The sequence below is a fragment of the Nonomuraea sp. MG754425 genome (assembly GCF_021699195.1).
GTDB lineage: Bacteria > Actinomycetota > Actinomycetes > Streptosporangiales > Streptosporangiaceae > Nonomuraea.
Genome location: NZ_SSXE01000055.1, coordinates 1 through 17,520, shown reverse-complemented (window position 1 = coordinate 17,520; position 17,520 = coordinate 1). Strand labels below are relative to the sequence as shown.

Below are 17,520 nucleotides of genomic sequence, written 5' to 3'. Positions count from 1 at the left end.
GTCAGGACCGATTGGAGACCCTGGACCTCGGCGGCCGGTTTTTCGTGGGAAGCGCGCGATGGGCACGGCTACATACCACCTCCATACCGCAACTGCGTACATTACCGCTTGGGGAAGACGTACTAACGGCGCCGAATCGGAATGTTCTCCCCGGAAACAGGAGCGAAATCAGTTCGGAAGGGATGTGGTATGCCCATGAGCGCTACCGAGAAGGCCAATGCGCCCGTCGCGGAGACCGAGTTCTCCCTGAACGCCTCCGAGAGCGAACTGCTGGAGGAGTTCGGCGTCCTGCTGGCCGCCGAGTACAACTACCAGGCGCAGTAATCTCCGGCATCTGACGCCAGATTTTCCAGTGCTCCGGAGGCATGTCTCGACGTGCCTCCGGGGTGCTGCCGTTCGGCAACGCCACTCCGCGCGAATCGAGAGAAATGGCAATTGACGAGCAGGAACAACAGGAATACCGTCACCCGCTGCGCACTCCTGCGTTCTCCTTCATCTGGATCGGCTTCACCGTCTCGGTCCTGGGTGACCATTTTTTCCGGGTGGCGCTCACCCTGAACATGGCGGAACACGGGGTGTTCGGGCTTGCGTCGCTGGGTGTGGCCCTGGCACTGCCCACAGCCGTTGTCGGCATGTTCGCGGGTGTGTTCGTCGATCGCTACGACCGTATCCGCCTGCTCATCTCCACGGACGTCGTCCGCTGCCTGCTGGTGGCGCTGCTCGGGCTGCTGTTGCTCATCGACCGGTCCTCCCTGGCCGTGACGATCTGCCTGGCCGTTCTCCTCACCTTCGTGAGCGTGGTCGCGACGCCGGCGCTGCAGGCGACCTTGCCCCGCATCATCGGCGACAAGCGCGGTCTCATCGCGATGGACGCCTGGGTGCTCGGTGCTCTCAGCGTCTGCGGCATCGCCGGGCCGGCGCTCGCGGGTGTGCTGCTGAGCTGGGTCGAGCCGGGCACGCTGATGCTCGTGGACGCCGCGACCTTCGCGTTCTGCGCCGTGATGATCCTCTGTGCCGGGCGTCGCATGCCTGCGCCGGAGCCGGTTGCCGACTCTGCCGGTCCGCGGCCCAGCAAGTTGCGCGCCGCTGGTGAGGGCCTGCGGTTCCTGATGCGGCATCCCGTGCTCGGCCCGTGCTTCCGCACCTTTCCGGTGATGGATTTCGCCACGGGCTCCGTGCCGTTCGTCCTGCCTCTCCTGCTGTCGGCGACCGGCGAGCAGGGCAGCGAACAGTACGGCTTCATGCTGGGCGCCCTGGCCGTCGGCCGCGTCCTGGGCATGTTCCTGCTGAACCGGACCTCGCTGGCGGACCGGCGCGGTGCCGTCCTGCGGTACAACTTCCTGATCCAGGGCGGTGCGCTGGCCCTCGTCGCGTGGGCGGGCGGCGGCTGGCCGGCGCTCCTCTTCATGGCCGTCGCCGGGATACCCGCGGGCGCGGCGCAGGTGGCCATGTCCTCTTATGTGCAGCTCGAGGTCGAACCCCAGATGCGCGGCAGGGTTTTCGCCGCGCTCATCTCGATGGTGACGTGGCTCGCCCCGTTCGGCCCGCTCGTGTTCGTCTCGCTCGCGGGCGTCACCTCCGCGCCGGTCGCCCTGGCCGCCATCGGCGCCGTCGTGGTCGCCGGAGGTGTCCGCCTCCTCCTCTGTGCCCCCCTGGCCCGCGTCAAGTAACCGACCGCTAGGAGTTCGATCATGATCACTAAGGAGGCCGACGTCGTCGTCATCGGCGGCGGCCCTGCGGGATCCGCCTTCGCGACCATGGCGTCGCGGGCAGGACTGACCGTAGACGTGTTGGAGGGGAAGGAGTTCCCGCGTCACCACATCGGCGAATCCCTGCTCGCGATGAGCATGCCGCTCCTGGAGACCCTGGGACTGGTGGCCGATCTCGACGAGGCGGATTTCCTGCCCAAGACCGGTGCGGTGTTCGTGTGGGGGGAACGGCAACAGCGCGTGGACCTCGCCATGCCCCGACCTCATCGTGCTTACCAGGTGCGGCGGGCCCATTTCGATCTGCTCCTGCTCGACCACGCGCACACCTGCGGCGCGCGGGTTCACACGCGCCAGTGGGTGAAGTCCGTCGAGACCGGGGAGAACGGACGCATCACCGCCGTCGTCAGCGACGGCGAGCACGGCATGATCCGGCACCGGGCGCGGCTGACGGTGGACGCCAGCGGCCTGTTCCAGTTCCTCCCGAAGAAGCTCGGGCTGCCCGTGGACGTCAGCGGGCCACGCCGGGTCGCGCTCTCCGGCTACTACACCGGAGCCACGCGGCTGACCGACGATCAGGCGACGAACATCATCACCGAGGCCGCCCGCGACGGCTGGCTGTGGTTCATCCCCCTGGACGAGACGACCACCAGTGTCGGCTTCGTCGGTGACGAGGAGGATCTGAACGCCCGGCCCGACGCGATGCTCACCGAGCAGATCGCCACGAGCAGCCTCGTCCGGGACCTGCTCGTGGGCGCCGCCCCCGCGGAACGCACCCACCTGTTGCGCTACACCAACCACATCGCCGCCGGACCCATGTGGCGTGACGGTCGCCTCCTCATCGGTGACACCGCTCTCTTCGTCGATCCGCTGTTCTCCACCGGAGTCCACGGCGCGTTGCTCGGCGCCGTCACGGCGGCGGCCGCCGTCGTCAGCCACCTTGCCGACGGCGTGGAGGAGCAGGCCCTGGCCGACTGGTACGACGCGACGATGCGCACGCACTACCAGCGGGTGCAGACGATGGTTCACCTGCTCTACGGCATCAACGGCCGCGGCAGTCGCTTCTGGGCCTCCCGCGATCTCAGCGCCCTGTCCGCCTCCGCGGCCGACACCATGGCCGCCCAGCTCGGACCGATCAGCGTGCCGCTCTTCCTGACGGGCCATCACGCCGGAACCCTGGACATCCCCGAGACTCTCGTACCGCTGCTGGAGGAGTTCGCGACCGCGCCCGATCCCCATGTCGAGGTGACCCAGGCACGCATCGCGCTGGCCTCGGGGGTCGAGGTGCTGGAGACCTTCACGCGGAGGGGCGACCGTGTCGTCCCCGCTCTGGCCGTTCGCGATCGGCGCAACCGTCGCCCGGCCGTCACCGTGCCCGTGCAGGAGTCAGCCGCGGCCTTCATCCGCCAGTTGGCCGCCGGACCCGTCGTGCGGGGGAGCTGGAACCGTGACCCCCGCCTGCGGCGTCTGGTGTCGGTGCTGCACAGCAGCCGCCTGGTGGTCGAGGACGCCGGCCTGAACAGCGGGGCGGCCTGACCATGGAGACCTTCCTACGGATACCCGAGCCGTTCGCGGGTGCTCGGCCCGCACGTCCCATCGAGTTCCGGTTATGGCGGCCCCTCTTCGACCTCGGTGGTTTCGATGAGGCGCTACCGACCAGGTCGACCGCGGCAGCGCTGGCTCTCCGGAATCTCGACCTCCCTGAGGACGCCCAGCTTCCCGTGCAGATCCGCCCGGGCCCCGCCTTCCGTGATCGTCTGGTCGAGTCGCCGCTGCTGGCCGAGTACGCGCTGACCGACCCCGCGGAGCTACCCGAATCGCTGCGGACCGAGGCGTGGAGCCGCATGTGCCGGCTCGGCGCGCGATTCGACGACCTGAGCGTGCCGGATCGGGTGCGGCTGACCGGGCTGCTGGCCGGCGTCGGCCTCTACCGCCACCTGGCGACCCTCTCCCCCGGCCCGGCGGAGGAGGTGCCGAAGAATCCCCGGACTCTCCTGGTACGGGCGCGGATCGCGCACGCACGTTCCGTCACGGAGCGGACCGCCGCTTCGTCCGGGGCCAGCGTCGAGGCTCTGCGGGACATCCTCGCCTGCGCGGACCTGCCCGCGACCGCCCGGCTGGGCGCCGCGACCACGCTTGTCGTGCTCCATGCCCAGAGCCGGCTGCGCGACCCGGCGGCGGTCGACCGGTACCGGAACGCCGCGCATGAGCTGACCAGGCACCTGAGCCCGGACGACGACTGGCTGGATCTCGTCCACCTCAGCACGTACTGGCGTGCGGTCAGCTTCCAGCCGTTCCTCGCCGAAGATCGCCGGCGTACCCAGGAGGAGCTGGATCTGGCGGAGAGCCTGGCGCGGCGGCTCCCCGGAGACACCCCGGAGCAGCGATGGATCCGCGATCAGAACCTCCACCCGCTGCTGGAGACCCGCACCAAGGCGGCGTTGTGGGCCGGTGACGCGGACGGCGCGCTGGCCTTCGCGACCGAGCTACGCGACCACGACCCGCTGGACGGCAAGGTTCACGTGCAGCTCGGCGACGTCCACGTCCGTCGCGGCGAACCCCGTGCGGCCCTCGCCTGCTATCTCACGGCAGCGGCTCTGGGCTCGCCCTACCGTTCGCTGGCATGGTGCAAGGCCGCCGGGGTGATGGAGCCCGCCGACGCCGAACACGCGCTGATGTGCGCCCACCGCGGGGACCCGGCGGCCGTGACGCCGCTGTTGCGACTGGAACGGCTCGCCCGCCATCGGAGTGACGGGCGGCTGGCCGAGTGGGCCGGGCGAAGCGCCCGCGACCTGCGCATGGGACGTTCGGAGGAGGGCGAGCTGTGCGTGCCGAATTCCTGAGAGCCCCCGTCACGCGGTCGCGGTGGCACTCCCGCGATCTCCACCTGTTGCGCGCCTACCTCGACCTGACCTCGGACGCGGGCCCGCTGCACGCCCGCTCGGTCGCCGACCTCGGCCGGCGCCTCGTCGCCGGCGAGCAGGCGCCGACCTACCAGATCAACACGCCGAGCACGCTGCGCGCCTCCCTCGCGGCCGCCGGCTGGGGGAAGGTGGCGTGCGGCGATCCCCGCGAGGTTCCGCCGGACGAGCGCAGCCCGCGGTGGGAGCACCTGTGCGCCATGCTGGACAGGTGGCCGGCGTCGCCGACCGGCGAACGTATCGCGGTCGCGGCGACGCTCAGCAAGCTCGGCTTCTGGGCCGCCGTGGGCAGGCTCGTCCCCCCGGACCTCACGCCCGAGCGTTCCCCGCACGACGCCAGGCTCGCGATCCTGCGGTGCAACGCCGACTTCAAGCTGTCGGGACCGACGCCTGCCACCCACGCCGCGGCCCGCAAGACCTTCACCGCCGTCGCCACCTCCCAGGCGCTGCCGGTGGCCACCAGGCTCACGGCCGCGGTCAACCTCATCGTCGATCACGCGAAGTCGGATCGCTCCATGACGGAGATGGACCGCTGGAAGGACGTCGCCGATGGCCTGGTCGCCGCGGCACCCGGCGAGGTCCGACCCGTACTGCTCAGCTACTACTGGCGCGGGGTCAGCTTCCTGCCCTTCTTCGGAGGCGACCACCCGTCCGTGCGGCGGATGCTCGACGAGGCGGAGGACAGCTCCCTCGCCGCCGTCGAGCAGGCGGGGCCGGACGAGGTCCTGCTCGCCCGGGAGAACCGGCACCCGCTGCTGGAGACCCGCGGGCGAGCCGCCACGGCCGCCGGCGAATTCGACGAGGCGGAGCACTACTACCGGGCACTGGTACAGCTCGACCCCGAGGATCCCAAGGTTCACGTCCGGCTGGCGGACTACCTGCTCCGTCGCGAACGGACCGCCGAGGCTCGGGAGAGCTACCAGGACGCCGCCGCCCTCGGCCTGCCCTACACCTCCTACGCGCACACCCAGGCCGCCCGCTGTTCTCTCCGGCTCGGCGACCAGGAGCGGGCCCTGGCCGCCCTCGGTGAGGCCATCGCCGCCGATCCCGCCGCCGTCACCCCACTCGTCCTGCTGCGCGACGCGCTCTCGGACGGTCCGTTGCAGCGACTTCGCCCCTGGGCCGACCGCCAGATCCAGACTCTGGTCGAACCGCTGAAGGGAAGACGAGCCCTTGCCGACTGAAACCTCCCCACCTGCCGTTCCCCTCCTCGGCGAGTCCTTCCGAGAGGTCATGGGGTTCGCCCCGGACGCCGGTCAGCACCGGCGCGTGATGGACGAGATCGTGCGCCTGCGGCTGACGCAGTTGCGCCGGCTCGCCGACCTTCTCCGCCGTCACCGGCTCCCGCACGCGACCGGTGCGGCGGCGCTCCTGGAACGGATCCCGGAGCTACCGACGGCCGGGCGTCAGGCGCTGGGCCGCGAACCCGTCTTCCACGCGGCCTTCACGGGACTGGTGACCGCGCTGCGCGCCGGCGACTTCCAGGCGGCGGCGCGCTCGCTGGAGCGCTTGCTGGGCAGCGTACTGATCCCCGCGGCGGCGCTGCTGGAAGAGCCGATCACGCTGACCGCCGGCCCTCGTGGCACCGTGTGCTTCGGCTCGCTGGGCGAACCGCTGCTCCTCGATTCCACCCCGGACGGCACGCCGGTGCAGTTCCACCACGCGGGCGACGGACTGCTCGGCTGGCGCGCCCACGGCGCCGGGGGCATCGTGCCCTCATCCGGTTCCGGCCCCGAGGACGTCGTCTTCGGCGGGCGGGCCGAACTGCTCGCTCCGATGCTGGCCGAGCTGGCGCAGGACCCGGGCAGTTTCTCCATCGAGTCCGTCCGTCCGATCCCGGTCACGGCCGATGCCCGCGACCGGTTCGGCAACGCGCTGGCGTCGCTTCGGGCGGCATGGCCGGAGCTGCACGAGGAGATGGTGGCCACGGTCAGTCTGGTGACGCCGATCGCCAGCCGGCAGACCGCGGCGTTCTCCAACACCGCGTGGCAGGGTGCGGTGTTCCTGCGCGGCGACTTCGCCGACCCGCTCTTCCTGATCGAGCGGATGGCCCACGAGGCGGGACACCTACGGCTGAACGCGTTCGGGGTGCTCGTCCCCCTCCACGAGCACGCCTGGGACGAGCGGGTCAACAGCCCCTTCCGCACCGGGCCGCGCCCCGTCACCGGCCTGCTGCACGGCGCCTTCGTCTTCACCCGGGCCGCCTCGGCGCTGTTGCACGTCACGCGTGAGACCCCCGAGGCGACACAGGGGGCCGCGCAGGCACGTGCCCTGATCGACAAGGTGTCCACCGCTCTGGCCACGCTGACCGCGTCCGTGCGGCTCACCCCCGCCGGCCGGAGCCTGGTGGCCGAGATCGCCTCCGAGCGCGATCGGGTATCCGCTGCCTGCGGTGATGTCGCTCCCGCGGCCGAGTCCGACTATCTCAAGGGGGAAATGTGAGCGACACGAGGGAACACGCCGTGACGCCCGCCGAGCTGACCGGTGGCCCGCTGGCGATGGTCGCCAACGGTCACGACCCGGCCGCCGCACACCACACCACCCGGCTGCGGGATTCCGTGGGCCGCGTGACCAGGCGCCTCGGCGCGTTCGGGGACGCCGAGACCGTACGCGAGACAGGCGTGTGGTCCGAGCGCTTCTACGCGCTTCCCGAGGACGTGGCCATGCGGATCGTCGGGCATCCGTTCTTCGGTTACCTCTGGCTCCAGCTCATGCAGGGTTGTGCCCGCGGAGACCGGGAGTTCGTCCAGACCTGGTCACACCACCTGGCCCGGTTCCTGCTGGTGCCGCACCTGACCCGGCATCCGGACGAGCCCGTCAGCATGCGGCTCCCCGAGCCCACCCGCGAGATCCGGCTGCCCGGCAGCGCCTTCCATCTCGCCGTGGCCCATCCCGTCGACACCGTACGGGTGTCCGGGGACGGCGACGGTGTCGTCCGCGACGGAGCCGTACGTCTGCCCCGCGCCTTCCTGCTTGGCCAGGTCACCGGGCCGCTCGGGCACACCCGCCGCCACGACCACCTGTTCATCGCCGGGACGGGCATCGAGGTGGATTCCGGCGATCCCTGGATCCACCGCCACCTGAGCTCCATGAACACCAAACCGGCCGTGCCCGGCTACCCGCCTCCCGACCTCGCGCCCGCTGACCTGAGCCCGGAAGGGCCGGGGCACATCGACGCCGCCTTCCGGCTGATCGAGCGCTGCTGGCCCGAACTCGCCGTGGAGATCACCTCGTACGTGCGGCTGTTCGTCCCCTACCGCAGTTCCTTCCACTCCAGCTTCACGGAGGCGTGCCTGATGGGAGCGGTCTTCCTGTCCGAGGCCATGTGGCCGTTCTCCTCACGCCCTCACACCGCCGAGCATCTCCTCCACGAGGCGGCCCATCTGCGCCTGACGCTGATCGAAGAGCTGGATCCGCTGGTCGAGGCCGACCCCGAGGCCACGTTCAGCTCTCCCGTCCGGCTCGATCCCCGCCCGCTGCCGGGGATGCTCCAGACGGCCTTCGCGTTCGCCAGAATCGCCGCCTTCCACCGCCGTGCCCATGCGGTCACCGGCGAGGAGATCCACGCGAGCCGCCAGGCCGAGACCGCCGGTCAGCTCGCCCAGGCCCTGCGGGCGGTCGAGGCGGAGCAGTCCGTCCGGTTCACTCCCGCCGGGGAGCGGCTGTGGTCGGAGATGCGCGCCGAGGCGGCCGCATGACCGGCACGGACACCCGGCTCCGGCTACGCGGCCGGGCCCAGATGATCTGGGTCGATGACGCGCTCCTGCTGAGCCTGGGGACCACGCGGCTGCGCGTGGCGCCCTTCACGGAGAAGGAGCTGCCTCACCTGCACGAGCTGCGCGGTGGCTGCGCCGCCGACCAGGTGGCGAGCGTGCCGTGGATGAGTCGTCTGCACGGCGCGGGTTTCCTGGAAGAGTGCACGCCGGCGTCGTCCGATCCGGACCTGGCGCGGTTCGACCGCCTGCTGAACTTCCTCTCGGAGATGGAGCTGGCCGGCGAGAGCCGGTTCACCCTGCTGCGCAGGCTCCGCGAGGCGCATTGTGTCATCGTCGGGCTCGGTGGTCTGGCGAGCTGGGTGGTCTACAACCTCGTGTGCTGCGGCGTCGGCCGCTTCACCGTCATCGACGGAGACGTGGTTGAGATGTCGAATCTCAACCGGAGCATCCTTTTCACCGAGGCGGATGTGGGACGCCCCAAGGTCACCGTCGCGGCCGAGGCGATGCGGCGCTTCCATCCCCGTATCGAGGTGACCACGCGCCAGTTCGTCGTCACCTCCCAGGAGGACCTCGTCCCCGAACTCGAGAAGGCCGACGTCGTGCTCGGCCTGGCGGACCAGCCTCCCTGGGTCATCAAGGAGTGGATCACCGCGGCGGCGCAGCGGACGAAGACCCCGGTCCTGCTGGCGAGCGGCTCACGCGTGGGCCCCTTCCGCCTGGATGAGTCCGGCGCCTGCGCGATGTGCGACTGGAGCCACCAGATCGAGCGCCAGCCGCTGTACGGCGAGTTGCTGCGCCGGCAACTCCGCCTTCCGCGCGGCAGTTCGGGGGCGTTGAGCCCGCACGGCGCCATGACCGCTGCGGTCGTGGCCATGGAGGCGGTGCGCCATCTGCTGGGCCTGACGCCCGCGACGGTGAACCGGGTATGGCAACTGGCCGGTGACTTCACCGCCGGCTTCGACCCGTGCGTGAAACATCCCCGCTGTGGCGTCTGCGGGACGACCGGCGACAAGGGGCTGCCGCTGCCGAGCGAGTCGTTGGAGCGGCCGTGATCCCCTCCGGCGACTGGCAGTTGCTGAACCAGGTCTCCCGGCAGGACGCCCCGGTCTCCCTCTGGCGTCATGAGAGCGGGGCCGTTCATCTCCACTGGCAACGCGAGCGGACGACGCGGGCGTTCGGGATCAGCTTCGACACCCCCGCCGAGGATGACAGCGGTGTCGCGCACGTGCTGGAGCACTGGATCGGCGCGGGATCGGCGACGTACCCGATGAGCAGCGCCCTGCTGACCACCGCGTTCCGCTGCCGCTCCGGTTTCCTCAACGGGTTCACTGAGTGCGGGCGCACCGCGTGCACCTTCACCGCCGGCAGCGGCTCGGACTTCCGTGACGTCCTCGACGTGGTGCTCGACGCGGTCTATCGTCCGCTGCTGTCGGAACGGGAGTTCCTGCGCGAGAGCTGCCGGGCCATCGACATCCCCTCGGGGCAGGGTGCGGGAAGCCGGTCCGGATGGACGGGCATCGTCTTCAACGAGATGCTGCTCAAGCCGGAGACCGACGCTCAGTGGGTCGTCCGGCTGATGGCGCGCCACCTGCATCCCGACGGGTACGAACAGTACCGGCACGAGGGGGTGCCCTCGGCGCTCACAGCGCTGACACCGGACTCGGGACACGCCTTCCATCAGCGCTGCTACCAGCCGAGACGCGCGTTCTCCTTCGCGGTCGGGCCGGAGCTGGCGCAGACGCTGACGGCTCTCGGCGCCGCGCACCGGGAGCGCCGGGCGACCGCCGCCCCTGACGAGGCTCCGCCGGCTCGGGTCCGCCCGGCCTCGCTGCACGCGCCCGGCCACCTGCGCGACCAGCGGTGGGTGGCGGCGGACATCACGCTGCCCGGGGGCCGGCCGGAGTCCTGGCGGCTGGCCTTCGAGATCCACGACCATCTCTCCGCCACCTGGCGGCCGGCGCAGCAGCGCGGGCTGGTCTGCCGCCCGGTGGCGATCGACACGTCGGTCATCGTGGTGGCGGCAACCCGCGCGAGCGGGTCCGGGGATCCCCGGCAGGAGGCAGCCGACCTGCGGCGACGGCTCGAGGATGCGCTCGCCGGCTGGCGCGACGGCAGGACGGCCCACGATCCGCCGCCACCGCTGCTCCACCGCCTCACCGAGCCTTACCGGACGCTTCCGCCGGACATCGCCTGGGGCCTGGCACTGGCGGGGGCCCAGGCCACCGGTCTCAGTCCGCTCCAGCTCGCGAACGACGACGAGCCGCCGCACGAGAGGTACGGCAGTTGCTCGCGGGAGCGCGATCCCTCGCCCCTCGCCCAGATGCGCGTCGAGGCCCGGGTGCTCGACCCGGTGCCGCACCGCGCGGAACCGATCACCCCGCCGTCGCCGGAGCGCCGGCAGGCCGACGAGCGGGTGTGGCAAGGGCCGCGGCCCAGCCAGGACGCCTCGTGCCTGCCCCTGCGTGGCGTGGCCGAGCTGGCGATACCCGTCCCGCCACGCGTGCAGCGGCTGGACACCTCTCTGGAAGTGCTGCCGGACGGCCCGCGCGGCGTCTACGGTCACGTGCTGGTGCCGGTCACCCACGACGACGCCCGGCTGCTCTGGCCGCTCATCCGGTTGGTGCAGTCCCTTGCCGCTCCAGGAGCCGATACCGGGCCCCGCCCGGTGGTGGCCCGTCCACAGGTACGGATGGACGGCGGGCAGCCGGTTCTCGACCTGGTCCTCTCCGATTGGACTCCGGGCGGATGGCGCCGCCTGCTGGAGCGCGTGACCGATCTCCTCTCCACGGAGCAGGGCGCCGAGCGCGCGGTCCGGAGCGTCGGGAGATGCCTGGACGAGGGCTCCTGGCGGCTGGTCACCGCCCCCCACGAGCTGGCCGAGAGCGCCGCGCTCGGGAAGGTGTCAGTGCCGGGCGCGGCGCAGGACGCCGTGAACGGGCTGCCCGCCATGGTGGCGTGGCGCGGCCCGGCCGCGGCCGGCGCTTTCCACCCGGCGCTGACCCGGTTGGCGGCCGCACCGGTGCGCGTCCTCGTGGTCGGGAAGGACGTGCCGGCCGAAGCCAGGTCGTTGAGCCGCGAGTTGTCCGTCGGTGGCGAGAGGGAGCCGGACCCGCCTGCCGCCGAAGCCGTCAAGGTGGCTCGCGGCCGGGACCGCTTCGCCCACGCCGTGGCCTGGCCCGTACCGCCGGAGCTGGACCGGGCGGTGGCGGCCGTGCTCGCCTCCGACATCAGGCGCCGGATCGCCCATCAGGTCCTGCGCGAGGATGGCGGCGCCTACGGGGCTCATGCCTTCTTCGACGGCGTACGCGGCGGGTTGTGCCTGTCCACCCACGCCGACCCCACCGGCGCGTCCAGAACCGATGAGCTGCTCGAGATCATCGAGCGGCACTACGCCCCTCCAGGGGACGACGACCTGGAAACAGCACGGGTGATGGCGGCGCGGACCCATGCTTTCGGACCGCCTGGCCGGTCGGACCTCGCCGGGCTCCTGGAGCACGCCTGGTCGCCGTTCGCCGCGGACCCGCTGACCGCCGATCGCCTCCTGGCGATCAGCGCGGACGAGCTGGCGGAGGCGGCGAAACGCTGTCTGGCTCCGGATCTCGGCCGGACCGTGAGCATCAACTGACGCAGCCATGAGCACGAAAGGGAATCCGTTGTGAGCACCGCTGATCGACATCCCCTCGTCGAGCCGGAGACGGACGTGGCCACGCGGCAGCGCGAGCGCCTGGAGGCGACCGTCGCGACCGAGCTGCGAGCCGCCGCGCTCCACCTGTTCGGCACGGACGACCACGAGGTCACCGTCGCACTCGACCAGGCGCTGCACGCGGACGGCGGCCTGCCGCTCTACCCCGGCGTCTACCACCTCTACCATCACCTCCGCGGCGCCGAGGCACATCCGCGGCGCTCGCGCGAGGCCGCCATGAGACTCGCCGGCCAGGCCACCAGGTACCGGGAGCGGCGGGCAGGCGCGGGCGCACGCCGATTCATCGGGCGGCCGGACGACGAGTACGCCGCCGCGTGTGTCCGGCGGGCCCTCGCCCAGGCTCCCGCCGAACTGGACCCGGCCACGTTGACCAGCAGGCTCGTGCCCTGGCCCGAGGAGCCGACCCTCGAACGCGCCATGGAACTGCTGGCGACGGCGTGGCCCGCCGCGTACGCGGAGATCGACGCCGTGCTGGCCCAAGCCTGGTACCTGACCGGACACGGCCTGGTCGGCTTCACCGACTTCGTGGCGCACGGCGCCGCCTTCGTCAGTGACTCCCGCGCGATCAGCACCACGGGCGTCCCCGCCGAGGTGCGTCTCGCTGAGTCGCTCCTCCACGAGGCCACCCACAGCCTCTGCAACGCCGCGGCCGTCTCCGAACCCCTCGTGGCCAGCGGTCCAGAAGGCAGGGCGCCCCTGGTGGCGACGCCGCTGCGAGCCGACGACCGGCCGCTGGCCGGTCTCCTGCAGCAGCTCGTCGTGCTGGTTCGGTGTGCCTCCCTCTACCGGCGCGCCGGTGCGGTCGTCCCGGAGCAGGGGCCGCTCCACGAACGCGCGGACGCGCTCGCCGACCAGGCGGGCCAGGCCGTCACGACCCTGCGCCGCTACCACGCCCACCTCACCGAAGCCGGATCGGCGGTCGTCGAGACCGCCGCGGGGCAACTCGCGACCCGCCCGTCGGCCGTATCCCCTTCCTGAAGCACACGGTCTGGAGCCATGGCATGACGCACTTCTACGATCACTCGTTCGCGGCCATCTACGACAACCACTTCTCGGGCCCCGTGACTGACTTCGCCCGGACGATCCGCGGCTACTTCGAGAGCATCAGCGAGCCGTCGGAGCGCCGCCTCCTCGACCTGTGCTGTGGCACCGGTCAGCTCGCCGCGCACTTCGCCGAGCATGGATACCAGGTCGTCGGGGTCGACGCCTCCGCCCCCATGCTGGAGATCGCCGCCCGCCGTACGGCAGAGGTTCCGGGCGGCGGCGCCGTGCGGCTCATGGCGGCCGACGCCACCGACTTCGACGTCGAGGAGCCGGTGCACCTCGTCACCTGTACCGGTGACTCCCTCAACCACCTGCCCGACGTCGCCGCGCTGCGCAAGTGCTTCTCGGCCGTGCGACGTGCCCTCGCTCCGGGCGGCACGTTCGTCTTCGACGTCCACAGCATGACGGGGCTGCGCATGCAGAACTTCTCGACGGTACGGGACATGGAGGACTTGCTGCTCGTCGTGAAGATCACCTATGACCCCGCCGGCCGACGGGCCGTGGCGCGGGTGACCGGATGCCGGCGTCTCGACGAGACGACCCGGTGGGAGCGCTTCGAACAGGATGCGTCGATCACCGCGTGGCCCGCGGAGGAGATCATCGCCGCCCTGGTCGAGAGCGGTTTCGACCGGGCCTGGGCCTGCCGTCTCAACGATCTGGCGACTCCGCTGCCGGATCCCGACCGGGTGCCGCGGCTGTACTTCGTCGCCCGAGCCACGTGAACAGCCGTGAGCTTCGCAGGTGCCTGGCCCAGTTCGCGACGGGCGTCACGGTGGTCACCTATCTGCGGCTGGGCCGCCCGAGAGGCGTGACCGTCAACGCGTTCACCGCGGTCTCGCTCGACCCGCCACTCGTGCTGGTCTCGCTGGCGAAGACCGCGAAGTCGGGCGAGCAGCTACGGTCGCGCGGTTTCGCCGTCAACGTGCTGGCCGCGGACCAACGGGACCTGGCCCTGCGGTTCGCCGGCGGCCCGGAGACGAACGTGCCGGTCCGGTGGAGTGACGGGCTCATGGCCCCGTGCCTCGAAGGCTGTGTGGCGACCCTGCAGTGCGGGCCGTGGGATCGGCATCCGGCCGGCGACCACCTGCTGTACCTGGGCGAGGTCCAGGACCTCACGATCTACGGCGGGGAGCCCCTGGTCTTCCATGACGGTGTGCTCGGCGGTCTCGGCCTGGGGGGCCGCGAGCCGGCGTCCCGCCCCCCGCGACGGGACGCCGCCGGAATCGGACACGTATGACGGCGATCGAATTCGCCGGCCAACTGCTGGCGGCCCTCCTCGCGCTGGGCGTCGTTCTCCTCGTCGCCCGCGTGGTGGCCGGATTCCTGCGGCAGCCCGCTGTCATCGTCGAGATCACGGCGGGCCTGGCCCTGGGGCCGGTGCTCCTTCCGCACCTCGATGCCGCCGGGCCCGGCGGGTTGCTGTCGCCGGACGTCACCGAGGCGCTGAGCTTCATCGGGCACGTCGGGCTCGTGCTCTTCATCGTCGGCGTCGCCCACGATCTGGGCCGGGCGCCGGGGAACACGATCGGGAAGGACGTCGTGTGGACCGGGCTGGGCACGCTGCTCGTGCCGGCCGTGACCGGGCTTCTCGTCGGCTGGTGGCTCGTCGCGCGACCGGACGGCGCACTGCGCGGCGAGGCGCCCGCGGCTGCGTTGGTGCTGATGATCGCCACCTGTTTCGCGGTCACCGCGGTCCCCGTCCTCGCCGGCGTTCTGTCCGCGCATCGGCTCACCGGCACGGATCTGGGCAGGCTGGCCATGGCCACGGCCATGACCACCGACGTGGTGGCCTGGCTGTTGCTGGCCGTGTCGTTGAGCCTGGCAGCCAGCGCGCTGACCGGCCTGCCGGTTCTCCTCGGGCTCATCGCCGGTGGGGTGCTGGGCTGCCTGCTGCTACGGCGGTTCCTGGGCAACTGGCCGGGTCAGACCTGGATCGGCCGGCACCCGTACGTCACCGCCGGGATCGTGGCCGTGGCCGCCATGGGCGTCTCGTCGTCGATGCGGTCGTGGGGGCTCACCGAGGTCTTCGGGGCACTCCTCGTGGGCTTGGCGCTACCCGTCGGTGAGCGGTGGCAGCGGCCGGTCCAGCTCATCTCGCACCTCGGCCGGCTCCTGGTCCCCGTGTTCTTCGTGGTGGCCGGGCTCACCGCGTTGTCCGAGCCGTGGCATGCGATGCCATGGCTCATGGTCGTACTGGTCACCGTCGTCGCCGTCGGCAGCAAGACGCTCGGGTCCTATGCCGGAGCGCTGCTGGGTGGCCGGACCCCCCGGGACGCGATGCGCGCCGCCGCCTTGTTGAACACCCGCGGGCTGACCGAGTTGGTGGTGCTGCAGGCGGGACACGAGGCCGGAATCCTCACGTCGGAGCTCTACCTGGTCCTGGTGGCGATGGCGCTGTTGTCCACGGCTCTCGCCGGGCCGTTCTACGCCTTCGTCACCCGGCGCTTCCCCTGCCGGCAACCCCATCGGTGCGATGCGACCTGTAGGTGAGCACGCCCGGGTCAGGACGGCGGGTCTGCGGAGGCGGGCATCGTGAAGAATCCGCGGAACACCGGCCGCGCGCCGGGTGACGCGTCCTGCGGCGTTCGGCTGAACCTGGACAACACTTCCGTGTACGCCTCGAAGAACTCGTCGAGTCCGATCCGGCGGGATTCGTCTTCCACACCCCGGGGCCGGAGGGCGTGGCGGCGTCGCTGACCGTGACGGGCGGCAAGATCCGGCTGAGGGTCACCAACACGAGGAACTGTCAGTGGCCGCGTCCATACTCTCCGTCATGGCAGATGATGCCCTGGAGATGGGCGAGATCACGATCTCCGACTGGTACGGCCACGCCGACAAGATGGCCGAAGTGCGCTTCCTCACGATCGCCAGACGCCTGCCCTCCCTCGTCCGCCAGGCCATGGACGTGGCCTGGCGGGCCAGCCCCCGCGACACCCTGTGCGCGGTCATCCTCAACCTGCTCGGCGGCGTCTTCACCGCCTTCGGGCTGCTGGCCACCACCGGCGTGCTCACCGCGCTGTTCACCACCGGGCCGACCCTCGACCGGGTCCAGGCCGCGCTGCCGAGTCTCGCCCTCGTCGCCGCGTCCGCCGCGCTGCGCGCCGTGGTGCAGGCAGGCGCGGGGTGGGCGCAGTCCCGTCTCATGCCGCAGATCTCGCGCGTGACCGAGGAAGGGCTCTACGAGCAGACGAGCGCGGTCCCGCTCGCCGCCTTCGACGACCCCGACTTCCACGACGCTCTCGAACGCGCCACCTCGCGCGGCATGTTCATCGCCTCCACCGTGGTCACGTCCGCGATCGACGTGCTGAGCGCCGTCATCGGGCTCATCGCCGTGGCCGGGGTCCTGGGTGTGCTGCATCCTGTCCTGCTGCCGCTCCTGCTGCTGGCCGTCCTGCCCGACGCGTGGGCCGCCATCCGCGCCGCCCGCATGCGCTACACCACCGAGTACGCCCTGATCCCGGTGCGCCGCCGCAAATGGATCATCGGCAGGCTGCTGGCCGAGCGCGACTCCGCCGCCGAGGTCCGCGCGTTCACCATGCGGGGCTTCCTGCTGCGCATGTACGACGCGGTCGCCGTCGCCGAGCAGGACGTCCGCCTCGGCCTCGCCCGCCGGCAGACGATCGCGCGGCTCGTCGGAGAGGCCATCGGCGGCATCGGCGCGGGGCTCGTCTACGTCGCGCTCGGCCTGCTGCTGATGGTGGCCGCCATCCCCCTGGCCGTCGCCGGCACCGCCGTCCTGGCCATCAAATCCGCCCAAGCTTCCCTGGCCAACCTCATGTACGCCACCAACCGCCTGTACGAGGAGGGCCTGTACTTCACCGACTTCACCACGTTCCTCGACCTGTGCGCCGCCCGGCACGCCCCGACCAGCGACCGTCCCGCCGCCGCGACGCTGGCCGGCTCGCGCCGGATCGCCGCCGAGAACATCACGTTCTCCTACCCCGGCTCCGACGCCCCGGCCCTGCGCGGGGTGTCCCTGGAGATCAAACGCGGCGAGGTGATCGCGCTCGTCGGCGAGAACGGCTCCGGCAAGACCACCCTCGCCAAGATCCTGGCCGGCCTGTACGAACCCGGCACCGGCACCGTCCACTGGGACGACGTCGATCTGGCCGGCGTCCACCCCGACGCGGTCCGCCTGCGCACCGCCGTCATCGCCCAGGACCACACCCGCTGGCCGCTCACCGCCCGCTACAACATCACCATGGGCACCGATCGGGGCGAGCCCGCCCTGCACGCCGCCGCCGCCATCGCCGGCGCCGACGACGTGATCACCGGCCTCCCGCACGGCTACCGCACCCTGCTGGATCGCCGTTTCAAGGACGGCTGCGAGTTGTCCGGCGGCCAATGGCAGCGCATCGCCGTCGCCCGCGGCTTCCACCGCGACGCCGACCTGCTCATCTGCGACGAACCCACCGCCGCCCTCGACGCCC

14 protein-coding genes are annotated in these 17,520 nt (G+C 71.5%); all 14 read left to right on the top strand.

Annotated elements, in window-relative coordinates:
- Positions 1–195 precede the first annotated feature (195 nt).
- Positions 196–324 (top strand): hypothetical protein, encoded by a 129-nt coding sequence (locus tag FAF44_RS54790; protein WP_272894771.1) that lies wholly within the window; start codon positions 196–198, stop codon positions 322–324.
- Between the two features lie 62 nt (positions 325–386).
- Entirely contained in the window at positions 387–1,670 is a 1,284-nt protein-coding gene (locus FAF44_RS20425) for an MFS transporter (protein WP_237104809.1), read from the top strand.
- A gap of 21 nt (positions 1,671–1,691) precedes the next feature.
- Positions 1,692–3,242: an NAD(P)/FAD-dependent oxidoreductase gene (locus FAF44_RS20420; RefSeq protein WP_237104808.1), complete on the top strand. Its 1,551-nt coding sequence runs from the start codon at positions 1,692–1,694 to the stop codon at positions 3,240–3,242.
- Between the two features lie 185 nt (positions 3,243–3,427).
- Positions 3,428–4,549: a hypothetical protein gene (locus tag FAF44_RS20415; RefSeq protein ID WP_237104807.1), complete on the top strand. Its 1,122-nt coding sequence runs from the start codon at positions 3,428–3,430 to the stop codon at positions 4,547–4,549.
- Positions 4,531–5,811: a tetratricopeptide repeat protein gene (locus tag FAF44_RS55850; RefSeq protein WP_237104806.1), complete on the top strand. Its 1,281-nt coding sequence runs from the start codon at positions 4,531–4,533 to the stop codon at positions 5,809–5,811. Before FAF44_RS20415 ends, FAF44_RS55850 begins: the two co-directional genes overlap by 19 nt.
- 49 nt (positions 5,812–5,860) lie before the next feature.
- Positions 5,861–7,069, top strand: a complete 1,209-nt coding sequence (locus FAF44_RS20405; protein WP_237104805.1) for an HEXXH motif-containing putative peptide modification protein — start codon at positions 5,861–5,863, stop codon at positions 7,067–7,069.
- The gene (locus tag FAF44_RS55845; protein ID WP_237104804.1) at positions 7,066–8,325 is read left to right on the top strand and encodes an HEXXH motif-containing putative peptide modification protein; all 1,260 of its coding nucleotides are present in this window, start codon (positions 7,066–7,068) and stop codon (positions 8,323–8,325) included. The genes FAF44_RS20405 and FAF44_RS55845 overlap by 4 nt, the downstream gene beginning before the upstream one ends.
- A complete protein-coding gene (locus FAF44_RS20395; protein ID WP_237104803.1) occupies positions 8,322–9,395 on the top strand; it encodes a ThiF family adenylyltransferase in 1,074 nt (357 codons plus the stop codon). The genes FAF44_RS55845 and FAF44_RS20395 overlap by 4 nt, the downstream gene beginning before the upstream one ends.
- On the top strand, positions 9,392–11,968 hold the full coding sequence (locus tag FAF44_RS20390; RefSeq protein WP_237104802.1) for an insulinase family protein: 2,577 nt from the start codon (positions 9,392–9,394) through the stop codon (positions 11,966–11,968). Before FAF44_RS20395 ends, FAF44_RS20390 begins: the two co-directional genes overlap by 4 nt.
- Positions 11,969–11,998: 30 nt before the next feature.
- Entirely contained in the window at positions 11,999–13,024 is a 1,026-nt protein-coding gene (locus FAF44_RS55840) for an HEXXH motif-containing putative peptide modification protein (protein ID WP_237104801.1), read from the top strand.
- A 23-nt stretch (positions 13,025–13,047) separates the two neighbouring features.
- Complete coding sequence (locus tag FAF44_RS20380; protein ID WP_237104800.1) at positions 13,048–13,812, top strand: class I SAM-dependent methyltransferase; 765 nt, start codon at positions 13,048–13,050, stop codon at positions 13,810–13,812.
- Positions 13,809–14,327: a flavin reductase family protein gene (locus tag FAF44_RS20375; RefSeq protein ID WP_237104799.1), complete on the top strand. Its 519-nt coding sequence runs from the start codon at positions 13,809–13,811 to the stop codon at positions 14,325–14,327. The genes FAF44_RS20380 and FAF44_RS20375 overlap by 4 nt, the downstream gene beginning before the upstream one ends.
- On the top strand, positions 14,324–15,580 hold the full coding sequence (locus tag FAF44_RS20370) for a cation:proton antiporter (RefSeq protein ID WP_237104798.1): 1,257 nt from the start codon (positions 14,324–14,326) through the stop codon (positions 15,578–15,580). The genes FAF44_RS20375 and FAF44_RS20370 overlap by 4 nt, the downstream gene beginning before the upstream one ends.
- Before the next feature lie 283 nt (positions 15,581–15,863).
- Positions 15,864–17,520 (top strand): ATP-binding cassette domain-containing protein (locus tag FAF44_RS20365; RefSeq protein WP_237104797.1); only part of this gene is annotated, 1,657 nt, incomplete at its 3' end.